The sequence below is a fragment of the Oceanobacillus neutriphilus genome (genome assembly GCF_014645515.1).
Taxonomy (GTDB): domain Bacteria; phylum Bacillota; class Bacilli; order Bacillales; family Amphibacillaceae; genus Oceanobacillus; species Oceanobacillus neutriphilus.
Genome location: NZ_BMLW01000009.1, coordinates 93,225 through 117,529 on the forward strand (window position 1 = coordinate 93,225; position 24,305 = coordinate 117,529).

General features: G+C 38.0%; 25 protein-coding genes and 1 other annotated feature. Of the genes, 20 read left to right on the forward strand and 5 right to left on the reverse strand.

The window, feature by feature from the left end; translation table 11 throughout:
* Positions 1-47: 47 nt before the first annotated feature.
* Positions 48-1,361 (reverse strand): lysine N(6)-hydroxylase/L-ornithine N(5)-oxygenase family protein, encoded by a 1,314-nt coding sequence (locus tag IEX29_RS15450; protein WP_188735259.1) that lies wholly within the window; start codon positions 1,359-1,361, stop codon positions 48-50.
* Between the two features lie 234 nt (positions 1,362-1,595).
* On the opposite strand from IEX29_RS15450, the gene IEX29_RS15455 reads away from it, so the two are divergent.
* The 6 genes from IEX29_RS15455 to IEX29_RS15480 all read left to right on the forward strand — a co-directional run bounded on the left by IEX29_RS15455 (position 1,596) and on the right by IEX29_RS15480 (position 7,315).
* Entirely contained in the window at positions 1,596-1,934 is a 339-nt protein-coding gene (locus IEX29_RS15455) for a hypothetical protein (RefSeq protein ID WP_188735260.1), read from the forward strand.
* A 120-nt stretch (positions 1,935-2,054) separates the two neighbouring features.
* Positions 2,055-2,816: a MerR family transcriptional regulator gene (locus tag IEX29_RS15460; protein ID WP_188735261.1), complete on the forward strand. Its 762-nt coding sequence runs from the start codon at positions 2,055-2,057 to the stop codon at positions 2,814-2,816.
* 142 nt (positions 2,817-2,958) lie between these two features.
* Complete coding sequence (locus tag IEX29_RS15465; protein WP_188735262.1) at positions 2,959-3,735, forward strand: NUDIX hydrolase; 777 nt, start codon at positions 2,959-2,961, stop codon at positions 3,733-3,735.
* A gap of 40 nt (positions 3,736-3,775) precedes the next feature.
* Complete coding sequence (locus IEX29_RS15470; protein ID WP_188735263.1) at positions 3,776-5,239, forward strand: nicotinate phosphoribosyltransferase; 1,464 nt, start codon at positions 3,776-3,778, stop codon at positions 5,237-5,239.
* A gap of 161 nt (positions 5,240-5,400) precedes the next feature.
* Complete coding sequence (nadE, locus tag IEX29_RS15475; RefSeq protein WP_188735264.1) at positions 5,401-6,228, forward strand: NAD(+) synthase; 828 nt, start codon at positions 5,401-5,403, stop codon at positions 6,226-6,228.
* Between the two features lie 145 nt (positions 6,229-6,373).
* Positions 6,374-7,315 (forward strand): AEC family transporter, encoded by a 942-nt coding sequence (locus IEX29_RS15480; protein ID WP_188735265.1) that lies wholly within the window; start codon positions 6,374-6,376, stop codon positions 7,313-7,315.
* Positions 7,316-7,376: 61 nt separating this feature from the next.
* Here IEX29_RS15480 and IEX29_RS15485 read toward each other — a convergent pair whose 3' ends face one another.
* From IEX29_RS15485 to IEX29_RS15500, 4 genes are all read right to left on the reverse strand, one after another.
* The gene (locus IEX29_RS15485) at positions 7,377-8,219 is read right to left on the reverse strand and encodes an aldo/keto reductase (RefSeq protein WP_188735266.1); all 843 of its coding nucleotides are present in this window, start codon (positions 8,217-8,219) and stop codon (positions 7,377-7,379) included.
* Positions 8,220-8,440: 221 nt separating this feature from the next.
* Positions 8,441-8,872, reverse strand: a complete 432-nt coding sequence (locus tag IEX29_RS15490) for a VOC family protein (RefSeq protein ID WP_188735267.1) — start codon at positions 8,870-8,872, stop codon at positions 8,441-8,443.
* Positions 8,873-8,884: 12 nt separating this feature from the next.
* Positions 8,885-9,241 (reverse strand): nuclear transport factor 2 family protein, encoded by a 357-nt coding sequence (locus IEX29_RS15495; protein WP_188735268.1) that lies wholly within the window; start codon positions 9,239-9,241, stop codon positions 8,885-8,887.
* Between the two features lie 83 nt (positions 9,242-9,324).
* On the reverse strand, positions 9,325-10,110 hold the full coding sequence (locus IEX29_RS15500) for a helix-turn-helix transcriptional regulator (RefSeq protein WP_188735269.1): 786 nt from the start codon (positions 10,108-10,110) through the stop codon (positions 9,325-9,327).
* Positions 10,111-10,291: 181 nt separating this feature from the next.
* On the opposite strand from IEX29_RS15500, the gene IEX29_RS15505 reads away from it, so the two are divergent.
* The 14 genes from IEX29_RS15505 to IEX29_RS15570 all read left to right on the forward strand — a co-directional run bounded on the left by IEX29_RS15505 (position 10,292) and on the right by IEX29_RS15570 (position 24,293).
* Positions 10,292-10,483: an RAxF-45 family protein gene (locus IEX29_RS15505; RefSeq protein ID WP_229720258.1), complete on the forward strand. Its 192-nt coding sequence runs from the start codon at positions 10,292-10,294 to the stop codon at positions 10,481-10,483.
* Between the two features lie 120 nt (positions 10,484-10,603).
* Positions 10,604-12,505, forward strand: a complete 1,902-nt coding sequence (gene abc-f, locus IEX29_RS15510) for a ribosomal protection-like ABC-F family protein (RefSeq protein WP_188735271.1) — start codon at positions 10,604-10,606, stop codon at positions 12,503-12,505.
* A gap of 228 nt (positions 12,506-12,733) precedes the next feature.
* A complete protein-coding gene (locus tag IEX29_RS15515) occupies positions 12,734-13,906 on the forward strand; it encodes an AI-2E family transporter (RefSeq protein ID WP_188735272.1) in 1,173 nt (390 codons plus the stop codon).
* 364 nt (positions 13,907-14,270) lie between these two features.
* Complete coding sequence (locus IEX29_RS15520; protein WP_188735273.1) at positions 14,271-15,080, forward strand: MIP/aquaporin family protein; 810 nt, start codon at positions 14,271-14,273, stop codon at positions 15,078-15,080.
* Between the two features lie 119 nt (positions 15,081-15,199).
* Positions 15,200-16,702, forward strand: a complete 1,503-nt coding sequence (gene glpK / locus IEX29_RS15525) for a glycerol kinase GlpK (protein ID WP_188735274.1) — start codon at positions 15,200-15,202, stop codon at positions 16,700-16,702.
* Between the two features lie 96 nt (positions 16,703-16,798).
* Positions 16,799-17,066, forward strand: a binding site (T-box leader).
* Between the two features lie 97 nt (positions 17,067-17,163).
* Positions 17,164-18,810: a methionine--tRNA ligase gene (gene metG / locus IEX29_RS15530; RefSeq protein WP_188735275.1), complete on the forward strand. Its 1,647-nt coding sequence runs from the start codon at positions 17,164-17,166 to the stop codon at positions 18,808-18,810.
* A 478-nt stretch (positions 18,811-19,288) separates the two neighbouring features.
* Entirely contained in the window at positions 19,289-19,585 is a 297-nt protein-coding gene (locus IEX29_RS15535; protein WP_188735276.1) for a YfzA family protein, read from the forward strand.
* 159 nt (positions 19,586-19,744) lie between these two features.
* Entirely contained in the window at positions 19,745-20,116 is a 372-nt protein-coding gene (locus IEX29_RS15540; protein WP_188735277.1) for a GntR family transcriptional regulator, read from the forward strand.
* Between the two features lie 5 nt (positions 20,117-20,121).
* A complete protein-coding gene (locus IEX29_RS15545) occupies positions 20,122-20,991 on the forward strand; it encodes an ABC transporter ATP-binding protein (protein ID WP_188735278.1) in 870 nt (289 codons plus the stop codon).
* The gene (locus IEX29_RS15550; RefSeq protein ID WP_188735279.1) at positions 20,984-21,595 is read left to right on the forward strand and encodes an ABC-2 transporter permease; all 612 of its coding nucleotides are present in this window, start codon (positions 20,984-20,986) and stop codon (positions 21,593-21,595) included. Before IEX29_RS15545 ends, IEX29_RS15550 begins: the two co-directional genes overlap by 8 nt.
* Before the next feature lie 194 nt (positions 21,596-21,789).
* The gene (locus tag IEX29_RS15555) at positions 21,790-22,080 is read left to right on the forward strand and encodes a YfzA family protein (RefSeq protein ID WP_188735280.1); all 291 of its coding nucleotides are present in this window, start codon (positions 21,790-21,792) and stop codon (positions 22,078-22,080) included.
* Positions 22,081-22,162: 82 nt separating this feature from the next.
* On the forward strand, positions 22,163-23,032 hold the full coding sequence (locus tag IEX29_RS15560; protein WP_188735281.1) for an ABC transporter ATP-binding protein: 870 nt from the start codon (positions 22,163-22,165) through the stop codon (positions 23,030-23,032).
* Positions 23,025-23,636, forward strand: a complete 612-nt coding sequence (locus tag IEX29_RS15565; protein ID WP_188735282.1) for an ABC-2 transporter permease — start codon at positions 23,025-23,027, stop codon at positions 23,634-23,636. The genes IEX29_RS15560 and IEX29_RS15565 overlap by 8 nt, the downstream gene beginning before the upstream one ends.
* 45 nt (positions 23,637-23,681) lie before the next feature.
* Complete coding sequence (locus IEX29_RS15570; RefSeq protein ID WP_188735283.1) at positions 23,682-24,293, forward strand: ABC-2 transporter permease; 612 nt, start codon at positions 23,682-23,684, stop codon at positions 24,291-24,293.
* Positions 24,294-24,305 lie beyond the last annotated feature (12 nt).

The window sequence follows — 24,305 nt, forward strand, 5'->3', positions numbered from 1 at the left end:
AAAAGATGCTGAATGTGTATGAAACACACCTGGCATCTTTTTTGTAATTATGATTTTTTCATTTCAAATTGCTGGAAGACTGCCTGATTTGGTGTCGGATAGATTTCCTTGCCAGCAATGGAATTGATAATTTTTTGATTGCGTAATACTGACAATCCAAGGTTTGTGGCACTGGATCCATGAGAATGCTCAATATTTGTTAAGGTATAAATCTGGTTTTTACGGGAGTCTTTAAAAACAAGCCGATAATCTGCTGTCACGCGAAAACTTTTTTCATCCTCCCATTCTATTTTCTCATGAAAATTGTCCAGCCATTCTGGGAGATGCGGTTTATATCCGGTTGCAAGAATAACTTTGTCGGCAGGATAATTAAATTTTTCTCCTTTTTGCCATTGCTCACATTGGAGGCTGTAGCTTTCTCCTTTTGAATCGGCTCGTGCTTCAATTGCATTTACTGCAGTATTAGTCTGGATAGTGACCTGATCTAAAGAAGACTCAATCGAGCGGTTATAGAGCAGCTCATAAATCTTTTCCAGCAGCTTAGGATCAATCCCATTCCGGATAGTACTTAAGTTTTCAAGTGATTCCATCCGATCTTTCATTGCCAGATTATGAAAGTAATCAATATACTCAGGAGAAAATACTTCTCTGCCCAGACCAGTATCCTCCTTCTGGAAAATTCCGCTGGAACGCGTAAACCAGGTTAAATCGTATCCGCAGTCTTTTTGATCCTTTAATAAATCATAAAATACCTCTGATGCACTTTGCCCTGAGCCAACAATTATAATGGAGCTTCCTTGCCTGAAATCATTCTGAAAATAAGTATAGCGGCTGGTGTGCGTAATATCCTCCTCCGGGAAACCTTGTAATGCTTCTGGAATATTTGGTATGCTGCCTGTTCCTAAAATAATATGTTTTGCATAATGTATTTCTTCACAGCTATCCTCTATGGATTGAACTGTAACTGCATAACACAATTCACCCGGTTCCTCTTTCACATCTGTTACACATTTTCCAAACTGACAATTGTTTAATTCTGAAGCAACCCATTTACAATAAGTATTGTATTCCTCTCTGGGAATGGTGAAACGGTTAAAAAAGAAAAAGGAATACATCCGATGATGCTCGTGAAGATAATTTAAATAAGAAAAACGGTTTGTAGGATCTGCAAATGTCACAAGGTCTGCGATAAATGGTGTTTGCAAGTCCATCCCTTCTAACAGCATTCCCGGATGCCAATCAAAAGAAGCCTCCTGCTCAAAAAATAAAATGTCTGCTTCTTGCAAATCATTTGTTAAAGCAGCAAGACTTAAATTAAATGGACCGATTCCAATACCAATAGCATCATATATTTTGTTCATTGTCGCTCCTCCGCCTTTGTTGGTAGTTTGAATTGTTTACTGCGTTTTAAAGTATTTTTAGAACTTTCTTTTGACAGAAGTGTTGTTAAAGAATAGAAGTATACTATCTTTTTCCCTGTCCCCGTGAAAATAAACGCCAGGCTTTCTCAGCGAATTCTCATTTTTCTCTAAGGACATTATAAGAGGCTGTCAGGTAAACTGGTAATTGTTAATAGCTCAAGGAGGTTTTTACCAATGAAAACAATTTTATTATCGACAGCAGCAGGAGCATTATTACTAACAGGAATCTATGCTAACACAGGAGAAGCGGAAGAACTTACAGAAGATAATGAAGTAATGACTCTTGAAGAAGAAACAGGGGAAGATGCACTGAAAGAAATGGAAGTGATTCAAAATCAAATTCCAACAGGAAATGATTCTGTTCAAGTTGTGGAGGATAATCCATATAAACGTATTTTATTTATTGGTGATGATGCTAATCAGAAAAAATACAAAACGATTTTTATTAAAGATACGAACCGGTTAAAGATTATTGATTTAAGTGGCGGACAAATTTTTAATGAAATTATTTAAAATAAGGTAAGATAAACCCATCTTAGGCTGATTTAAGATGGGTTTTAGTATAAATTAAAAAATCCTTGACCTTTACGCTGCGTAAATCTCTATATTAGAAATTGAAGGGAGGTAAAAGGAATGAAATATTCTATCAAACAAGTAGCTGATATGTCAGGTATCAGTACACGAACACTCAGGTATTATGATCAAATTGATTTATTAAAGCCTGCAGAGCTTTCCGATTCAGGGTACCGGATTTATGGAGAAGAAGAATTAAATAGGCTGCAGCAAATTCTTCTCTACCGTTCTTTAGGAATGAAGCTGGAGCAGATTCAATCGGTACTGGATGATCCAGCGTTTCATACACTCACTGCATTGGAGGAGCATCAGCGCAAACTGGAAGCAGAGAAAGAAAAGTTAAATCAATTGTTAGCCACTGTGAGAAAAACAATTCAATATACAAAGGGAGAGATTATGATGACAGCGGAAGAAAAATTTGCAGGATTTAAAAAAGAACGTCTGGAAGAGAATGAAAGACTATATGGGGAAGAAATCAGAGAAAAATATGGTAAGGAAACAATTGATAAATCGAATGAAAAATTTATGAACCTCAGCGAAGCGGATTTTCAGGAAATGCAAAGAATAGAAGAGGCATTATTTGCGAAAATGGACCAATTAGCAAAAACAAAAGATTTGAATGCTCCAGAAGCTGAAGAAGTGTATGAGCTTCATAAAGAATGGCTGATGTATTCATGGCCGAATTATTCTGCAGAAGCGCATAAAGGCTTGGTACAAATGTATTTAGCAGATGAACGGTTTGCAAAATATTATAATGACCGTGCAGGAAAAGAGATTGTTTCTCTCTTACATGATGCAGTTGTTAAATATGCGGAGGATTAATTGATAAAAATGGGAGGCAAAGATGCTTCCCATTTTTTTGTTCTTAATTGTTTGACATTCTTTTTCTTTTGATTATAATAATTAGTAATTATAAAATTACAAATTACTGATTGTGATATTCATTGGAGGTGAAAAATACAAAATGGAGAATAAATCAAAATACATTACACCGGATGGTTATACGAGTGATATTGCTGTATTTACCATTGTTTCTGAAAACGCTGAAGCAAAAGAACAGCGTAAAAAAGAACCTCCAAAGAAAATATTGAAGCTTTTGTTGATCAAAAGGGCTAAAATAGATGCAGAAGGCAACCCTAATATGGAAGCTGGCAAGTGGGCTTTGCCCGGCGGGTTTGTTGATGCCAAAAGAAGGGAAACTGCTTTACAGGCAGCAGCAAGAGAGTTAAAAGAGGAAACAGGAATTGATCATGTTTTTCTGAAGCATTTTGGAACATATGATGCGTGGGGAAGAGACCCGCGCGGTTGGATTATATCAAATGCACATTATGCGATTGTGCCGGAATTTCAGCTTGAAAGTAGAGCGGCGGCGGATGATGCAGAGGAAGTCGAGTTGTTCTCATTGGAAGAAATAAAGCAGCTCTCTTTAGCATTCGACCATCAAAAAATAATTGCAGATGCTGTGTCATTGATTGAGTGGGATATGCACCATTCAACAGTCGCGAGAAACTTTTTGCCCAAGGAATTTACGTTATCTGAATTACAGCGTGTACTGATGACTGTATCTGATCATTCCAGAATTACAAATACATCTGTATTCTTTGGCAAAGCACCTAAGTTACCTTTTCTGGAAAAGGTTGTCGATACGAATGGGAACTTAAAGAAAACAGAACGGAATTCATTCAGGCCATCTCAGTTATATCGATTTAATGATAATATTGTTTTCTCATCTATTTGGTAATAGAATGGGAGACATATAAACCCACAGGAGGAAATCGGAAATGAATTATATAGATGACAGCTTAATGCTGCACACAGATCTTTATCAAATAAATATGGCTGAAACATATTGGCATGATGGTATACATAACCGCAATGCGGTGTTTGATTTGTATTTTCGCAAGCTTCCATTTGGAAACGGCTATGGAGTATACGCGGGATTAGAAAGAATCATCGAGTATTTACACAATTTCCGTTTCAGTGAATCTGATTTAACCTATTTAAAGGACCTGGGCTATAAAGAAGATTTTATTGATCATTTACGCGGTCTCCGGTTTACAGGTTCTTTGAAATCAATGCGTGAAGGGGAAATTGTTTTTGCGAATGAGCCGATTGTCCGGGTAGAAGCTCCTTTAGAAGAAGCACAGCTGTTGGAAACGGCTTTATTAAACATTGTGAATTACCAAACACTTATTGCTACAAAAGCTTCACGAATCAGACAGCTGGTCAGAGATCATCCGGTAATGGAATTTGGCACACGAAGAGCACAGGAAATGGATGCTGCTGTATGGGGGACGAGAGCAGCATATATTGGCGGTTTCAATGCAACAAGCAATGTCCGCGCCGGTAAGTTATTTGGAATTCCTGTATCTGGTACACATGCACATTCAATGGTTCAAGCTTATCGTGATGAATATGTTGCCTTTAAAAAATATGCAGAGCGTCATCGTGAATGTGTCTTCTTAGTAGATACCTACGATACACTTTATTCTGGTGTTCCTAATGCTATTAAAGTAGCTAAAGAATTAGGAGATAAAATTGATTTTAAAGGTCTTCGGATTGATAGCGGTGACCTGGCATATTTGTCCAAGGAAGCCAGAAGAATGATGGATGAAGCCGGATTTACCAACGCAAAAATTTATGTCTCCAATGATTTAGATGAATACACCATAGCAAGTCTTCAGGCTCAGCATGCGCAGATTGATGTTTGGGGAATCGGGACAAAACTGATTACAGCATATGATCAGCCGGCGCTTGGAGCGGTTTATAAGCTGGTATCTATTGAGGATGAACAAGGAGAAATGGTCGATACGATTAAATTATCTGGCAACCCTGAAAAGATGACAACACCAGGGAAGAAAAAAGTTTACCGGATTATTAATAAAGGGAACCATCATACGGAAGGTGATTATCTGGCATTAGAGGATGAAGACCCTAATCAGGAAGCGGAAATTATGCTTTTCCATCCAATTCATACGTATTATAAGAAAATGGTTTCCAATTTTGACGCAGTTGACCTGCATCATGAGATCGTGGTGAATGGCGAAATCGTCTATGAATGCCCGAGTTTACTGCATGTACAAAATTATGCGAAAAAACAGCTTCAGCTATTCTGGGACGAATATAAACGGACAAACTATCCGGCTGAATATCCTGTTGATTTAAGTATAAAACTATGGAATAACAAGATGGAGCATATTGAAAATGTGAAGAAACAAGTGAAGCAGCAGGATCAAAATCTTTAGTTCCATGTCAGAAAAGTATCATTTGCAGCAGAAGTTCCCGGTTATGCGGGTAACTCCGGCATCAACTGCAAAACAGATAAAAATTCAGTAAGCCAAGTGAAAAAACTGTTGATTTACTAAAACAGGTGAATACGGAGTTTCTAATAAAGGAGTGTCTATAAATGAGTGAATTACAGCAATCCGTTATCAAAGCATTACATGTAAAACCAGAAATTGATCCAAAAGAAGAAATCCGTAAGCGTATTGATTTTATGAAGGATTATTTGCGCAAATTCAGTTTTGCAAACGGCTTTGTTCTTGGAATATCAGGCGGTCAGGATTCAACATTACTTTCAAAATTAGCCCAATTGACGGCTGATGAATTAAACATGGAGCATGAAGAGCAATCTTATCAATTTATTGGCGTAAAGCTTCCATATGGAAAACAAGGCGATGCGGATGATGTGGAAGATGCAATTCAGTTTATACAGCCTTCGAAGGTATTGACAGTAAATATTAAAGAAGCTGTGGATGCAAGCGACAAAGCATTACGTGAAGCAGGTATAACGATCAGCGACTTTCTAAAAGGAAATGAAAAAGCACGAGAGCGCATGAAGGTACAATATAGTATCGCCGGTATGAATAATTGCTTTGTATTAGGAACAGACCATGCGGCAGAAGCAATTACCGGATTCTTTACAAAGCATGGAGATGGAGCCTGCGATCTTGCACCGCTCGAGGGTTTAAATAAACGACAGGGAAAACAAATATTAAAAGAATTAGGCTGTCCTGAGCATCTTTATATGAAGAAGCCTACCGCTGATTTAGAGGATGAACGTCCGGCTTTAGCGGATGAAGAAGCATTAGGTGTGACTTATGAAGAAGTAGATGATTATTTAGAAGGTAAAGAAGTGTCTCAGGAAGCAAAAGAAGTTATTGAAGCTCACTATATCAAAACGATGCATAAACGTGAGCCGATTGCCTCCATTTATAATGATTGGTGGAAATAATGGCAGAGAGCGGATGTATACGACAAAGCAGGTAAATAAAGATTTAATAAAGCATCGAAACAGCAGTGATAAGTAGTCATTTATCACATGTTTTCCACCTTATGAATAATCTGTAATGGTAGGTTAATGAGGAAGGTGGAAGGGCATGGATACATTATTTACATTAGCATACGAGATTGGTTCCCTGTATGTAATTGTCGCCATCGGCTGGATTATAAGACGTACAGGTCTGATTTCTGAGCATGGTCAGCGTGCGTTTACTACACTATTATTATATGTCGCTTTACCTTGTCTGATTATCAGCTCTATGCACATGCCTTTCCAATATGAACAAGCTTATGGTGCCCTGGTTATGTTTGTCCTTTCCATCTATATTATGGGAGGGACCCTTTTTTTAAGCAGATTTATTACTGGAAAATTAACGCTTTCGACGAATCGGAGAGCGGTATTTGAAAATGTTATTTTGTTTGGGAATCAAGGATTTATAGGGATGGTAATTATTTTGCAGTTGTTTGGGCAGGAGGGAGTACTCTTTGCCTCTGTATTTAATTTAATTTATTATATTCTAATTTGGACATATGCGATTTATATTATGAATCCAGAAGAGCTCCCTGATTCCAAAGTGATGTTTATCTTAAAAAATCCCGGCTTTTTAGCAACAATAGCTGGCTTTGTTTTATTTGTTTTTCCAATTCAAATACCTGCTTTTATCATAGATCAAGTTGCAACCATCGGGCAGATGACAGTACCTCTATCCATGATTATGATTGGTATGATGATTTCAACGGTATCTTTTTCTAAAGCGCTGGCGTATATGAAGGATATTTTTGTTTATATGGCTGTGTTTATCCGACTATTTATGTATCCAGTCCTCTTCTTTTTACCATTATTATTCTTCAATATTCCATTTGAATGGTTTATGATAGCATGCTTGCTTTCTGCTACTCCAAGTCCGGCAACGATAAGTATGTACGCACAAGTATATGGAGGAGATGTAGAATTCTCTGCAGTGGTGGTCTTTTTCTCTACACTTCTTTCTGTTGTTACTATTCCGCTTGTTTATTTCGTTTTCCTGTTATTAATGTAATGGAATAGGATTTCATTAAAAAAGAGAGGATAAACGAGCTTCCTCTCTTCATAAATATCTATTAAAACTCTTCATAAACAGCCGGATCCTGATCTTTCAAACGCCCATCCTGTTTTGAAAGGCTGTTAATAATTGTCATTTCTTCTTTGCTTAATTCGAAGTCAAAGATAGAAATATTCTCTTTTTGACGGGATGGGGTTGCTGATTTCGGAATAGCAATTGTTCCCAACTGATAATGCCAGCGGAGAATAATCTGTGAAATAGTTCTGTTGTGCTGATCTGCAATCTTTTGTAATGTTTCATCCTGAAGCAGGTCGCTTGCTCTGGATAGAGGACTCCATGATTCTGTTGCGATATGATGCTCTTCATGGAATTTTAATTGTTCTTCCTGATTAAACAATGGATGTAATTCAATTTGGTTCACCGTTGGCAAAATACCTGTTTCTTTTTGGAGACGCTCTAAATGTTCTGGTAAGAAGTTGCATACACCGATGGAACGAATATAACCAAATTTTTTGGCATCGATTAATGCCTGCCAGGCTTCAACGTAGTTATCCTGAATAGGATTTGGCCAGTGGATCAGGTATAGATCGTAATAATCTAAGTTTGCCCGAAGCAATGATTCTTGAATGGTAACAATCGCATCATCATAATGATGGTAACGTCCAGGAAGCTTAGATGTTACAAGTAATTCTTCACGTGGCACAGAGGATCTGCGTATTGCTTCTCCGACAGTAGCTTCATTTTCATAATTGTATGCGGAATCCAGCAGACGATAGCCATTCGTAATAGCGTGGTTGATTGCCTGCGCACCGCTTTCTCCTTTCAGCTTGTACGTACCAAAGCCGACAGAAGGAATTTGAAGTCCATCATGTAATGTGATCTCTGGAATTTGATTTGTCATCTGTATATCCTCTCCCTTCGCTTATATTTAAAATCCTACCTTTCCAATGAGGAAAATTCAAACAATTTGGCCTGTCAGTCGTTTCGTGAAGTTCTTATTCACTATCACGATTAATTTTTATCTATTTTTTGATTTGAAATGTGCGTATAAAAAAACTCTTACCAGGCACTGGTAAGAGGAGAATAAGCTCTATTTTCTTTCATCTATTTATCAAAATTAAATTACATACCTTCTTGAAAATCCGTTGAAATTTGCCAGGTGATGCCGAATTTATCCTTCACCTGTCCATAGGAAGGACTCCAGTGCGTTTCCTGAAGCGGCATAAGCACCTTACCGTCCATTTTCAGTTTTTCAAATACCGACTTAGATTTTTCAACATCCTCCAGAGTCACACAGATGTTCACCTGTGTCCCTGTATCCAGAGGTTGGCCTGGAAATGTATCAGACAGCATAAAATACGTATTACCTACTTGTATTTGGGCATGCAATATCCGGTTCTTTGCTTCATCCGGGAGGGGGAATTCCGGATTCTCAGGTAATTCGCCAAAAGTCTGAACTCCTGATACTTCCGCATCCAGTGCATTTTTATAAAAATCAACTGCTTCTTTCCCTGTACCATCCATCGTAACATATGCATATACTCCTGTTGGCATCGTATTCTCCTCCTATTTCTTCTGCTTTTGTTTAATTAAGTATGCAGTCAGGTTTGTGATTTTCTCATTCTTAAAAGTATACCAATCATTAAAATAGTAAGTTACTTGTCCATCTTCCTCTGCGAATTGCATTTCTCCTTCGACAACTGCAGTATCACCATCAATTAATGTCCGGTAAACTTTATAGACATCTGCCTTGTAGTCACGCATCGGCTCCATCTTTTCAATAAAAGCAGCTTTCCCTTCTGCGGTGCCGTGACCAATCTCATTCAAGATAATATTATCTGCAGCTGATTCAAAGATAAAATCAACATCTCCATTGGCAAAAGCGATATTAAACTTTTCCATAATCTCCCTTGAAATCGTCACCTTATCTCCCTCCTTAACTTCTTTTTTTCAGCATAACAGCAGCTGTTCGCATAGATTTCTTCTCGATTGCTCTAATCGGAAATTTAATGAGAAATCGGTGAACGATGCAGGAAATGCTTCATTAATAATGGTAAAGAAATAAGAATGGGAGGGTCTGTAATTACCGGTTTTCTCATAATAAGGTGTGTCTCAGGCACAGAGCGTTTTCCATCAATACAAATCGGGTAAGGGTGTCGCGCCCGCAATGTTTCACGGGGAATAAGAATCGTTTTGGAATCCATGTCCCATGATATAGCTGTTGCCATTAGAAAGTAGGTGCCAACAGGAATATTAGTTATATGAAAAGATTCTGAATGCATTAATAAAGTTCCACGGACAGGCAACCCCTCTGGAATCGGTTTAGGAAATAGGCCGGCAAAAATAATACCATTGAAGGCTTCTTCTATATGAATAGACCCGCTTAATTGTTGAAAAGAAGAGGAACTTATTACTGTACTTTGTGATTTGTCTTGTTTTAAATGTGTCATATATTCTTCAGAATATTGACGGGTAGTCCGAAATGAGGCAGGTGTCATACCAATGCTGTTTGTAAAGCGCGTCGTAAAGGTTCCAAGGCTCTGTTGTCCGACTTCAAGACCTATCTCCCGAATTGGAAATGCGGTGTCCAGCAATAATTTTTTGGCAAGCTGCAGCCGTAAACTGGAAATAAAGTACATTGGTGATACGCCAACCTGACGTTTAAACATACGTGAAAAATGGTACGGACTGTAAGCTGCCTCATTTGCAAGCACACTGAGCGAAAGATCTTTATCCAGGTTTTGTTGAATAAATAAAATAGAATCTTGAACTGTTTTACCTTGTGTCAGCATTATTTTTTTGCCTCCTTTTTTATGAGTATACCTTAAAATGGAAGAATATCTATCAAAATGATAGAATTTTAAGTTATTTTTAATGGAGCTGACAATTATATGATAGAGAAAAGAGAAAGCAAAATCCGATAACCAGGCGGTAGACCGGGAAAAGTTGCATACCGCACAAATTTTCTATATAATGAATATAATTTATGAAAGAAATGGAGGTGTAGAGATGTTTTTATGGCTTGAGAAATCGTGCGGAGAATGGATGGAATTCTTATATTACTGCCGTGCGAAATTTGCGCTATTTATTGCTGACGGGATTCGTCTGTCCTTTTTTAGCAATTTAATAGCAAATACGAAAGCAAAAAAGCATCTCTGCATCTGATATAGTACGGTTGATTAACGAAATGAAATAACCATACAAACACACAGGGGGAATTGCTCTTTGTGTGTTTTTTGTTGCTTTATCTTCATCTTTATGCAGAGAGGATAAAGGAGAATAAAAATGATTTGTCAAATAAATAAAGTAAAGAAAATGTACGGCGGGAATGTTATATTTGAAAATTTATCCTTAGAGGTAAATGAGAAAGAACGTATCGGTATTGTTGGCAGAAATGGTGGAGGTAAAAGTACACTATTACGATTAATGGCGGGCATCACGAAACAGGATGAAGGAAAAATTCATTGGAAGAAAGCGATAAGCATCGGCTATTTAGAACAAATCCCTAACCCAGGCGAGGATACTTGCGTATTTGATGTATTAAAACAATCAAGTGGCGAAATGACAGCATTGGAAAAACAAATGAAGCAATTGGAGCAGGCTATGCAAAACCCAGGATCAGAACAGGAGCTGGCAGCAAATATCAGTGCATATGGAGAAGCGCAGGAGCGTTTTACGGTACTTGGAGGATATGAATTAGAAGCAGATATTGACCGGATTACGACGGGCTTACAAATTCATGATTTGCTGCAGATGCCTTTTGACCAAATTAGCGGTGGAGAAAAAACAAAAGTCGGCTTAGCAAGAATACTCCTCCAGGATCCGGATTTACTTTTATTAGACGAACCGACAAATCATCTGGATCTGCAGGCTGTTGAATGGCTTGGTGAATTTCTGAATAACTATGGGGGAACAGTTGTCGTTATCTCGCATGACCGCTATTTTCTGGATGAGGTAGTAGGAAGAATTTTAGATTTGGAAGATGGAGAGCTTGCTGTTTATCATACGAATTTCTCCGGATACGTGAAAGAAAAGGAAGAACGGCTGCTTCGGGAGTTCCAGGATTATGAAGAGCAGCAGAAGAAAATAAAGAAGATGAAAGAAGCAATTAAACGTTTGAGAGAGTGGGCAAACCGGGCCAATCCGCCAAATGAGGGACTGCATAAGCGTGCCAAAAATATGGAGCGCGCGTTGGAACGGATGGATAAACTGAATAAGCCCCAGTTAAACCGGAAAAAAATGCAAATGGAATTGGATAGTTCAGGAAGAAGCGGCAAGGATGTAATTATGATGACGGATGTACGGAAGCAATTTGGAGAAAAACTGCTTTTTGCCAATGCAGATATGCATATTCGTTATCAGGATCGCGTTGCTATTATTGGAGAGAATGGAACAGGGAAATCAACCCTTATTCAGCTCATGCTTGGTAATTTAAAGCCGGATAACGGAGAGGTTATTATTGGCAGTAATGTAAAGTATGGATATCTGTCTCAGCATGTGTTTCATGATATTGCCCCTGATCAGACAGTACTCGAAACCTTCCGTGAAGCTATCTCCGTAACAGAAGGAAAAGCAAGACATATTCTGGCAAAGTTTCTTTTTTACGGGGAGCATGTTTTTCGGAAAGTAACGCAATTAAGCGGTGGTGAAAAAATGCGTTTGCGATTAGCGCAGTTGATGCATCAGGATATCAATACACTTATACTGGATGAGCCGACAAACCATTTAGATATTGATTCGAGAGAAGTATTAGAGGAGACCTTGGAGAGGTTTGAAGGAAGCCTTATTGCTGTTAGTCATGACCGTTATTTCTTAGATAAACAGTTTGACTATTTATACTGGATAGAAGATAAGCGAATAACAAAATACCTGGGAAATTATTCGTGGGCAAAGGAAAAACGGAAAGAGCAGCTGTCAGAAAAACAGGCAGCGGAATCTTCTTCTGTTAAAATAACAAGCAAAAATATGAAAAAATCGTATAAAAGTACAGAGAATTCGTCAATAATGATAGAGAAGCTGGAGAAGCAAATTGAAGAGTTAGAAGCGGAAATCTATGTAATAGAGCTGAGGATGACGGAGACGAAAGAAGTGGAAGAGCTGCAAAAGCTGCAGAAACAGAAGGAAAACTATGATAAAGAAAGACAGAATGCCTATGAAAAGCTGGTAGTTTTCGAGAAAGAAGGATAGAAACAGAAGGAATTCATTATGCTGTCAGATGAATGGCTTTGATGGGGCAGGGCTGGGACTGCCCCATCAAAAATGTCGGGGTTGCGATTACCTGCCTTATGAAAAACGATGCTAATTTTTTTAACATTTAAAATGTGCAAAAATTGATGAGATGGATAGAGATTCCTGTCGTTTTTTGCGATATAATAGAAGTAACATAGAATTACGAGGAGAAGAGAAGGTGCTGCGTTGAAATCCGTTAACGATAAAATAGATTTATTTAAACGATTTTTCTTAAATAACCGCTTTGTTGTATTTTTAGTCATCTTATTGTTAATTGGCTTAAACATACTTATTTTCACACACATCTCATTTGTGTTCACACCGTTTGTTGTGCTTTTGAAAACAGTATTGCTGCCAATTATTTTATCAGCGATTCTCTATTATTTATTGAATCCAATTGTTAATTATCTGGAAAAGAAAAAGGTAAAGCGGGTCTATTCTATCTTTGGGTTATACCTGATTATTATCGGAATTTTAACTATTTTAATCAGCTCTGTCTTTCCTTTTCTGAGAGATCAGATTACGAGTTTCATAACCAGTCTGCCTCCATTTATTTCTGATATTGAGAAAATGGTGAATGATTTTATTGGCGGGAATTTTATTAATCAGTTTCAATTGGTAGAATATATTGACCTGCAGGGGTTTGCTACGCAATTATCTGATCGTTCGCTTGATATAGTGAATAGTGCCTTTTCCAATATTGGCAATGTCATTGGAGCTGTGACAGAGATTGTTTTGGCAATTATAACGCTGCCGTTTATCTTATTTTATTTATTAAAGGATGGAGAAAAGCTGCCGGGATATTTCATTAAATTTCTGCCAGTATCTATGAGGAAGCCAACCCTCGACATTTTGAAGGAAATGAATCACCAAATCAGCAGCTTTATCCGCGGGCAAATTATTGTCGCCTTCTGTATCGGTGTGCTGATGTATATCGGCTTTACCATCATTGGGCTGGAGTATGCGCCAGTATTAGCTTTAATTGCAGCTTTTACGAATGTTGTTCCTTATCTTGGACCGGCGATTGCGATTACCCCTGCTCTAATTGTTGCAATTGTGACGTCGCCATTTATGGTTATCAAGCTGATTATTGTCTGGACGATTGTACAGCTTATTGAAGGGAAGTTTATTTCTCCGCAGATTATGGGAAGAAACCTTCGCGTGCATCCAATTACAATCATCTTTATCATCCTGACATCCGGAAACCTATTTGGAATTGTCGGTATCTTATTAGCTGTTCCAGGCTACGCACTTTTGAAAGTGTTTGTAACACATGCCTTTGAGTTCTTTAAAATCCGAAGTCACTTATATGAGGATGATCTGGAAACAGGAAATGGAAATATTAATCAAAAAAAGTAAATTAAAACAGCTGAATGGACAGCCGGAAATGATATTTATAAAAAAATTTAAACACCCTGTACAGCAAAATAAAAACGTCCCAAACTTCCTTTTGTGAAGAAAGTTTGGGACGTTTTTACTTCTAAGCTTCAGGTTCAAAATCACAGGAGTAATTATGCAGTATATAAATTTAATTTATTGACAGCGTTTTAATTCTGTTATAAGGTATTAAAAGACAAGTTAAGGATTGTGTAGGAGATGAAGTTCACACGGTAGGCCGCCCTCTCAGCAAGGAGAATGCGGTTACATCTGTGTGAGCTTTTTTCCTATTCCCGAACTTGTGAAGTTCAAGTTGAACTATCTATTTAACAAAGGGGCGATAAGCATGTCTGAATTTATGGCAGAGTTAATCGGTACAATGATTCTGATCATTTTAGGTGCAGGAGTCGTAGCTGGTGTGGAATTGAAAAAATCAAAAGCTGCTGGCGCCGGCTGGGTACTGGTTACATTAGGATGGGGCTTAGGTGTAACAATGGGGGTTTATGCAGTTGGGAATATATCTGATGCCCATCTGAATCCGGCAGTAACTTTAGGTTTTGCCGCAATTGGTGAATTTCCATGGGCAAAGGTGCCGGCATATTTAGCTGGCCAATTAATTGGCGCAATTATCGGCGCAATCATTATTTACTTTCAGTATCTCCCGCATTGGAGAGAAACAAAGGATAAAGGGGCAAAACTTGGGGTATTTGCCACAGGGCCAGCTGTTAGAAGTTATCCGGCCAATTTAGTAAGTGAGATAATCGGAACTTTTGTATTGGTTATGGGCTTATTATTTATTGGTGCAAACGAATTCACAGAGGGATTAAATCCAGCTATCGTCGGTTTGTTAATTGTCGCGATTGGAATGTCGCTGGGAGGACCGACGGGTTATGCGATTAATCCGGCCCGGGACTTAGGTCCAAGAATCGCACATGCTATTTTACCGATAATAGGCAAGGGCGGTTCAGATTGGAGCTATGCACCGATACCAGTGATTGGACCAATTATCGGCGGAGTATACGGTGCCTTTTTCTATCATGCTTTCTTTGATGAAAGTATGGGCGCAGGATTTTGGGTTATGACCGTTGTGGTAGTTGTTATATTTGCAACAGCTTTTGTAAATGAACAAAAGCGGACGCCGCATTCTGTTTCATAAAATAGGAATAGAAAAAAGAATTAAGGGAATGAAATATAAGAGGGCGTACTAAACGTAATAAGTAAACCTGAACTTTTAAATCAGGTAATTTTCTAAATTTAAAAATGGAGGAATCAGGGATGGCAGAGAAATATATTCTTTCAATCGATCAAGGAACAACCAGTTCACGGGCGATTGTATTTGATAATAAAGGGGAAATTATCGATACAGCTCAAAAGGAATTTGAACAGTATTTTGAAAAACCGGGCTGGGTAGAGCATGATGCAAATGAGATATGGACATCTGTGCTTGGCTGTATCGCAGAAGTATTAAATAAAACAGGTATTGAAGCGAGTCAGATAGAAGGGATTGGAATTACCAATCAACGCGAAACGGCAATTGTGTGGGACAAGAACACTGGCAGACCGATTTATAAGGCAATTGTCTGGCAGTCCCGCCAAACAGAGCCTATTTGTAAGGAGCTGAGAGAACAAGGGTACGAAGATACATTCCGCAGTAAAACAGGTCTCTTAATTGACCCGTATTTCTCAGGAACCAAGGTGAAATGGATTCTGGATAATGTAGAGGGAGCAAGAGAGAAAGCAGATGCCGGCGATCTGTTATTCGGTACAGTTGATTCATGGCTTATTTATAAGTTTTCAGGCGGAAAAACACACGTTACTGATTATTCTAATGCTGCCAGGACATTGATGTTTAATATTTACGACTTAGAATGGGATGAAGAGCTGTTAGACATTTTGGGCGTACCGAAGTCAATGCTTCCAGAGGTTCGTCCGTCTTCTGAAGAATATACAAAAACGGTATCCTACCATTTCTTTGGCGAGGAAGTTCCGATTGCCGGTATTGCCGGTGACCAGCAGGCTGCTTTATTTGGGCAGGCATGTTTTGAACAGGGAATGGCGAAAAACACATATGGCACAGGCGGCTTCTTATTAATGAATACAGGTGAAGAGCCTGTGGAATCTAAGAATGGGTTACTGACTACTATCGCATGGGGTGTAGATGGAAAAGTAAACTATGCACTGGAAGGAAGTATTTTTGTTGCCGGTTCTGCTATTCAGTGGCTGCGTGACGGATTAAGAATGATTGAATCCAGTCCGGAAAGTGAAGATTTTGCGAAACGTGTAGAGTCTACAGACGGCGTGTATGTTGTACCAGCTTTTGTCGGTTTAGGAACACCATATTGGGATAGTGATGCACGAGGTTCCGTATTTGGACTAACAAGAGGAACTAAGAAAGAACACTTTATTCGTGCAACATTAGAGTCGTTAGCTTATCAGACAAGAGATGTCATAGAGGCAATGGCGTCGGACTCAGAAATGGAATTAAAAACGCTTCGTGTAGACGGTGGAGCGGTGAAAAATGATTTCTTAATGCAGTTCCAAAGTGATATTATGGATGTAGCTGTTGAACGACCAGTGATTCAGGAGACAACAGCACTTGGATCTGCCTATCTGGCCGGGTTAGCTGTCGGCTTCTGGGAAAGCCAGGAGGAAATAGCGAAGCAATGGAAAGTAGAGAAAACATTCGAGGATAAAATGGATAATGAAGAAAGTGAAAAGTTATATAAAGGCTGGCAAAAAGCGGTCGAGGCGACTCGTGTGTTTAAGCTGGAAGAATAATATTACTTTATCATGTATATGACCCGGGCAGGATACTCAATTTTAAATAATAAGTTGATAATATTGTCCAATAAGAGTAAACTGAAACAAATAGTTAAACAGGCAATGAGAAGGAAAAGTAGATTGGGAAGCGCTAAAAGAGAGCCTCTGCTGGTGGAAATGAGGCAGCTATTCCCAATTGAACAATGACCTTTGAGCTGCGCACTGAACTCCCAAATGGATAGTAGGCTGCGACGAGAGGCACTCGTTACAACAGCAACTGTATAATCTGCTGAAAACTGACTCACCAGACGTACAGAAGGAGGCAGGCTGTGTGAGCAGTCTGTGAAAATTAGGTGGTAACACGGGAATACTCGTCCTAAGCTTTCTTTGATATAGAAAGCTTAGGGCGTTTTTTTATTGCTTAAATTCCTTATCTCATAACTGTATCTATTGAATTTATAAAATAAGGAGTGTTGGAAATGGCTGTATTTATCGGCGGCGCATGGCCGTATGCAAATGGTTCCCTTCATTTAGGACATATTGCAAGTCTATTGCCGGGGGATATTTTAGCAAGATATTATCGTTTAAAGGGTGAAGAGGTTCTGTATGTTTCCGGAAGTGATTGCAATGGAACGCCAATTTCTATCCGTGCATCACAGGAAGGAACGACAACGGAGGCTATTGCTGAAAAATATCATCAGGAATTTGTGGACATCTTTGAAAAATTAGGCTTCTCTTATGATTATTATACGAGAACAGATAGCACATTCCATCATCAAGCAGTACAGAAAATCTTTTTAAATCTGCTTGATAAAGGATTTTTAGAAGAGAAAACGACAGAACAGGCATATTGCGAAAAGGATAAGCGCTTTTTACCGGATCGTTTTGTAGAAGGACGATGTCCGGTCTGTGGAGAAAATGCACGGGGAGACCAGTGTGATCATTGCTCTGCGGTTCTTGATCCGCTTGAACTGAAAGACAAAAAATGTAAGCTTTGCGGCGAAGAGCCGGCGATACGTGAAACAGCGCATTATTATTTTTCCTTTGGTAATTTTTCAGATGAGCTTACTTCCTTAGTTAACAAAGCAGCGAAAGAAGAACGCTGGCGTGATAATGCAATTCAATTCTCAAAGCGTTATTTGCGGGAAGGGCTGAAGGAAAGAGCGATGACAAGAGATCTTCCCAATGGGATAGATGTTCCTGTAGAAGGATTCGAAGGGAAGAAAATTTATGTGTGGCTGGAAGCTGTTGCAGGGTATTTAACTGCAAGCCAAGCGTGGGGAGAGGAGCATCAGCAAGATATAGATAAATGGTGGCAGCCTGATAATTCAACAAAAGCTTACTATGTACATGGTAAAGATAATATTCCGTTCCATACCATTATCTGGCCGGCACTTTTATTAGCTCTTGGAAATAAACAGCTTCCTACCCATATTGTTTCCAATGAATATGTTACCTTGGAAAAAAGAAAGATTTCTACAAGCAATTACTGGGCTGTCTGGATAAAGGATATATTGGCTACCTATCATCCAGATTCAGTACGTTATTTCCTGACCATTAATGCTCCTGAAAACCGCGATGCTGATTTTTCCTGGCAGGAATTTATCCTTAGTCATAACAGCGAGCTATTAGGAGCGTATGGAAACTTTATCAATCGTACACTGAAGTTTATTGAGAAAAATAATGATTCGAGTATTCCCCAAGCAGATCTGGAAGCAGAGATAGTGGATAAAATAAAAAGCCTTTATCCAGTTGTCGGAGAGCTTGTGGAAACAGGGAAATTAAAGCAGGCATTGAGCGAGGTTTTTGACCTTATACGGGAAGCAAATAAATATTTTGATGTTCAGGCGCCCTGGAAGCAGGTGAAAGAAAACCCTGAGGAAGCTGATAAAACATTAGCAACCTGTGTATATATAATTGTAAATACGACGCAGCTATTGTATCCATTTCTGCCTTATTCTACAAAACAGGTTCAGGAAATGCTGTCGATCAAAGAGCTGGGCTGGGAAGAAATAAGTGAACTTCCGCAGCAGGTGAACAAGGTTGTGCCGCTTTTTGAAAGAATAGATAAAGGAAAGATTGAAGAGGAGAAACAGAAGCTGGTTCAGCAATCTGCTTTAAATTGAATGGCTCAACAACTGTTAAAAGATAAGAAAGTATATAAAAATGCTGGAGTCAGCCGCTGCAACGGGTTTCATGGGGTGAGTAATCGCAACCCCAGAAATACACTACGCTTTCCGTGGGCCCCGAGCTCATCTCCTCGAAAAAAGAAGAGCACTTTTTTCCTGCGGGGTCTTCCAACTGGGACTGGGACTACGATTACTCGTCCCATCGAAAACCGTCGCTAAAATATGTTTTATTTCTTTGTGAAAAAGTAAATAAAACATATTTCTTCTTAGATGGGAGCGAAGGGAAGTCGACTCCTGCGGGAAAAGCAACAGGTGAAGACCCCGCAAGAAGTGGTCTTCTTCTGAGGAGGCTGAGGCGTTGCCCGCGGAAAGCGACTTCCCGCAGCGGACATCNGGTTGAAAAAAGGAATAAAAGATGGTTTAATTTGTATATATTGTTTATAAAGTATATACACAATGATGGGTGAGGTGACCTATGAAAAAAACTTCAAGATATAGAGTCTGGGCAGAGTGGCTAAGTACTGCAGGTTTGTTGGCAGGAGTGCAAATATTGCTTGTTATTTTTGACAGGATGGGCTGGAGTCCAAAATTACGCTATGATAGTTCATTCTTGATGCGAATTCGGGATAGTATTATGGAGTCAACATGGTTCATCGATATATTCAATTTTTACACAGCTGATATTTATAATCTTATTACTTTTCTTAGCGTAGTTATCATCGTGCTGCAAACGATTTTCTTGCTTTGTTCAAGAGTATTCAAAAGTGAATGACCCATCATACTTTTCACTCACCCTGCACAATGTATAAAATAGCTCTCTCGAATATTTCTAAATGAAGTGATGCTCATAGAGTTTAGCTTGACGAAATTATCCAATACTTTTTATACTGTGTATAATGTAGATATACAATCAGAAAAATGAGGTATGGACATGCAAATTATCATATCAAACAGCTCTAAAGAACCAATTTATGAGCAGATTTTGAAGCAAATTCAAACAGCAATCTTATCAGGTGAACTGGCAGAAGGAGATGCTCTGCCATCCATCAGACAGCTGGCAAAGGATTTAAAAATAAGTGTAATTACAACAAAGCGGGCCTATGAAGAGCTGGAAAAAGCGGGATTTATCTATTCCATTGTCGGAAAAGGCTCATTTATAGCGGAGCAGAATTTAGAGGTTATCCGGGAGAAGAAATTAAGAGTAATTGAAGAACAGCTAAGCGCAGTTATTTCTAATAGTAAAGAAATTGGACTGCCTTATGAAGAGCTGCAGGAATTATTAAAGCTGTTGTACGAGGAGTGATGGGGATGGAAAATGTGATAGAGCTCCATGATGTATCTAAATCGCTGAAAGCATTCACAATACATAATATGGATCTACAAATAAAACAAGGCTATGTAACAGGTTTTATTGGAGCAAATGGAGCCGGCAAGTCGACGACAATGAAGCTTATTATGAATCTGTTGCAGCCGGATAATGGTGAGATAAATGTATTTGGTCTGGATTATGCCAGTCATGAAAAAGAAATAAAGAATCGTATCGGCTTTGTTTATGACAGCAATATATTTTATGAGTCCTTAAATCTCAAGGATATCAGCAGGATTATTGCACCGGCATATACGCATTGGGATCAACAGCAATTTAAAGCGTATGTGAACCAGTTTGATTTGCCTTTAAATAAGCCAATGAAGAAATTCTCAAAAGGAATGCAGATGAAAGCATCGATTGCGATGGCTCTCTCTCATGATGCGGAGTTAATTGTTATGGACGAGCCGACTGCGGGGTTAGATCCGACATCTCGCAGGGAACTTTTAGACATTTTCCAGGAGGTGATGGTAGACGGGAAAAGAACGATACTCTTCTCAACACACATCACAAGTGATCTTGACCGGATAGCAGATTTTATTGTTCTGATTGATGAAGGGGAGATACTCATCGATAAACCTGTTTATGAGCTGCAGGAGCAGTATGCGGTAGTGAAAGGAAGCAACGAGTTGCTTGATGCAGATACGGAAGTATATTTTATAAAAATAGAACGTTCTCCAAACGGTTTTCAGGCTTTGACAAAAGAAGCGGCAAAGGTAAGAGGAGTGTTCGGAAAGCATGTTGTGATTGAAGAAGCATCTTTAGAGGAAATCATGTTTTATATGAAAGGAGCACGAAATTTATATGGCTAATTTAATCAGAAGAGACTTAATTATACAGAAATATCAGTTGTATTTATTCATTCCGTTTATTCTTTTCTTTATTTTTGCAGGCTCACACATGTCAGCTTTTTTTATTTTTGTATTTGCTGGTTTTTTCATTCCGATAAACGCCTATTCATATGATGAGAAGGTAGAAACAAATATTTTGTTAAATTCTTTGCCTTATACACGTACGCAAATTATTGCTTCCAGGTATATTGGTGCTATTTTTTATATGGCTGTATCTATTGTCATCACAACAGCACTTTTTTATGTATTTAATCGTCCTTTCACATGGGCTGATATAGCCATTGGAGCAGGAATAACACTTACCCTTTTCTCATTTAGTTTTCCTCTGTTTTATCTATTGAAACCGGGTAATATTGGGACAGCAGTTACGATAGGATTTATTTTGTTTGTTGTGTTAAGTGGTCCGACAGTTATGTTTTTTGAAGAATACTTAACACCTGTTGTTGATTTTCTTATGAATGTATCCTCTTTTGCGATTTACTTAAGCGGTGCGGGTATTATCACGGCATTATATGCAATTTCCTGGATAATTAGCCAAATTATTTATCAACGGAAAACTTTTTAAAGTTCACAGAAATCATTGAATAGGCACTGATTAGAGATCTTAAGCATAGAGCTGAGGTCTCTTTTTTTTGTGAAAAAATTATTTTAATAGTTGAAAAGGGTATAAAAAGATGATTTAATAATGTATATAGTGTTAATATAGTATATATACAATATTTGTTTAACGATATAAAAGCGATATAAAGGGGAAATCGAATGGCAGAGAAGACAGAAAAGCCAAAGAAAACAGGGAAACAAACAATAATAACGATAGGAGGTTGTATCCTCGCTCAAATTATTTTTATGTTTTTGGATGGAACGGGTTGGGAGCCAAGAGTTCGTGATACGGATTTAATTAATCGAATCCTAAATGCAAAGTTATTTACGGAGTATTTTCATTTTTATAGTTATCCATTTTTTAATTTTGCTACTTTTTTATGTCTGATTTCAGTGTTTTTATGTGTATTTGCGGATATCTGGAGTCTTGTTTTTAAGAAAAATAAGTAAAGAGGCCATCACGAAAGCAGAACTTCATGGGTAGGAACGAAATAGAACTGATTATTATAATTTTAATGAAGGAGTGAAAAATATGAACAATATAGTAGAATTTAAAGGAGTAACCAAGCACTTAAAAGATTTTTCAATAAAAGATATTAATTTGCAAATTAAACAAGGCTATGTAACTGGATTTATTGGGGCGAATGGAGCAGGAAAGTCTACAACAATGAAGCTGATGATGAATTTATTAAAGGCTGATGAGGGAGACATAAATGTATTTGGAATGGATTATGCCAGTAACGAGAAAGAAATTAAGGAGCGGATGGGGTTTGTCTACGATAGCAATGTGTTTTATGAAAGTTTAAATTTAAAGGATATACGACGGATTGTTGCACCTGCATATAAAAATTGGGATGACAAGCAATTTTACGATTATATTAAGAAGTTTGAATTGCCTTTAAATAAAGGGATTAAAACCTTTTCCAAAGGGATGCAGATGAAAGCTTCGCTGGCAATAGCTTTATCGCATGAGGCAGAGTTTATTATGATGGATGAGCCGACGGCAGGATTGGATCCCGTTTTCCGGAGAGAGCTTTTGGACATACTGCAGGAGATCATGAAGGATGGCAGAAGAACATTATTTTTTTCTACACATATCACCAGTGATTTAGAGCGAATCGCCGATTATATTACGTTTATTCAAAAAGGAAAAATTCTCTTTACCGATTCCATGGAAGATGTGCAGGATCGTTATGCTTTAGTCAAAGGAAATATGGATGTAATCAATCGGGATATCGAAAAAATGTTTATTAAGATAGAGCGCTCCTCCTATGGATTCACAGCTTTAACAAATGATGTAGCTGGAATAAAGGCGGTACTTGGAAATCGTGTTTCTATGGAACCTGCTACTTTAGAAGATATTATGTTCTATGCAAAAGGAGCTGAGAGGCAATATGTTTAATTTGATAAAAAAAGATTTTTTTATACAGAAAACGCAAATAGGCTTACTTGTTCCCATTATTATGATTTTTGCAATTTTCATTGAAAATATACATCCAGCGTTTATTTTTCTGATAGCTAGTGTTTTTATCCCTCTCAATGCATATATATTTGATCAACAATCTAAATCAAATATTCTTCTTAACTCTTTGCCGTATACAAGAAAAGAAATTGTTGCTGCAAGATATATTGGCGCAATTGTATATATGATTCTATCCATTGCCCTGGCAGGAGTTATCCTATATGTATTTCAATTTGACTATACCATGAGTGATGTGGCAATTGCTGCTGGATTATTCTGTCTCATTGCAGCCTTTGCTTTTCCATTATTTTATTTCTTAAAAGCCGAGTATATTTTTATAGCTGCTTTTATTGGATTTATTGTTTCAACCATTATTTTGCCGCCAGTTTTTCGATTTTTAGCAGCACATCTTACAACTATTACAGATTTTATTACAAGCCTATCAATCGCTACGCTTTATCTTAGCGGTGCAGCTATAGCGATTGGTTTATACCTCATATCCTGGGTAGTCAGTCAATTAATTTACCAGCGTAAAGTATTTTGAAATGGTGTGCAATATCAATCAACTTGAAAGAAGGAAGACACGAATATGTTTAACTTGATAAAAAAGGATTTAATTATACAAAAAGGAGAGCTGCTTGTATCTGTAGCTATAATTGTTTTATATGCCATCTTTGCCAGGCAGCTCAGTCCATTTTTTATTTTTTTGGTGGCTAGTATTTTTTTGCCGCTCAATGCTTATATAAACGAAGAAAAGACAAAAATAAATATATTATGGAACTCGCTTCCATACACAAGAAGAGAAATTGTTGCTGCAAAATATGTAGGAGCAGCGCTATTTATGGTTTTATCAATAGGAGTAGCTGGAATCATTCTGTATATCTTTAATTATAGCTATACCATAAGGGATATGGCTATTGGAGCGGGATTGTTCTTCATTTTTGCCGCTTTCACTTTTCCGTTATTTTATATACTAAAGCCTGGATATATAGGAACAGCAATTATGATTGGATTTCTCGTCTTTTCATTTGTTTTATCCTCAATTGTGCCCTTTTTGACCGAAAATCTTACAGTAATCATTCATTTTCTTACAAGCTTGTCGTCATTAACACTTTATCTCAGTGGTGCAATTATTGCCATCAGTTTATATCTCCTATCCTGGACAATCAGTCAATTTGTTTATCAGCGTAAAGTATTTTAATGTTACCAGTTA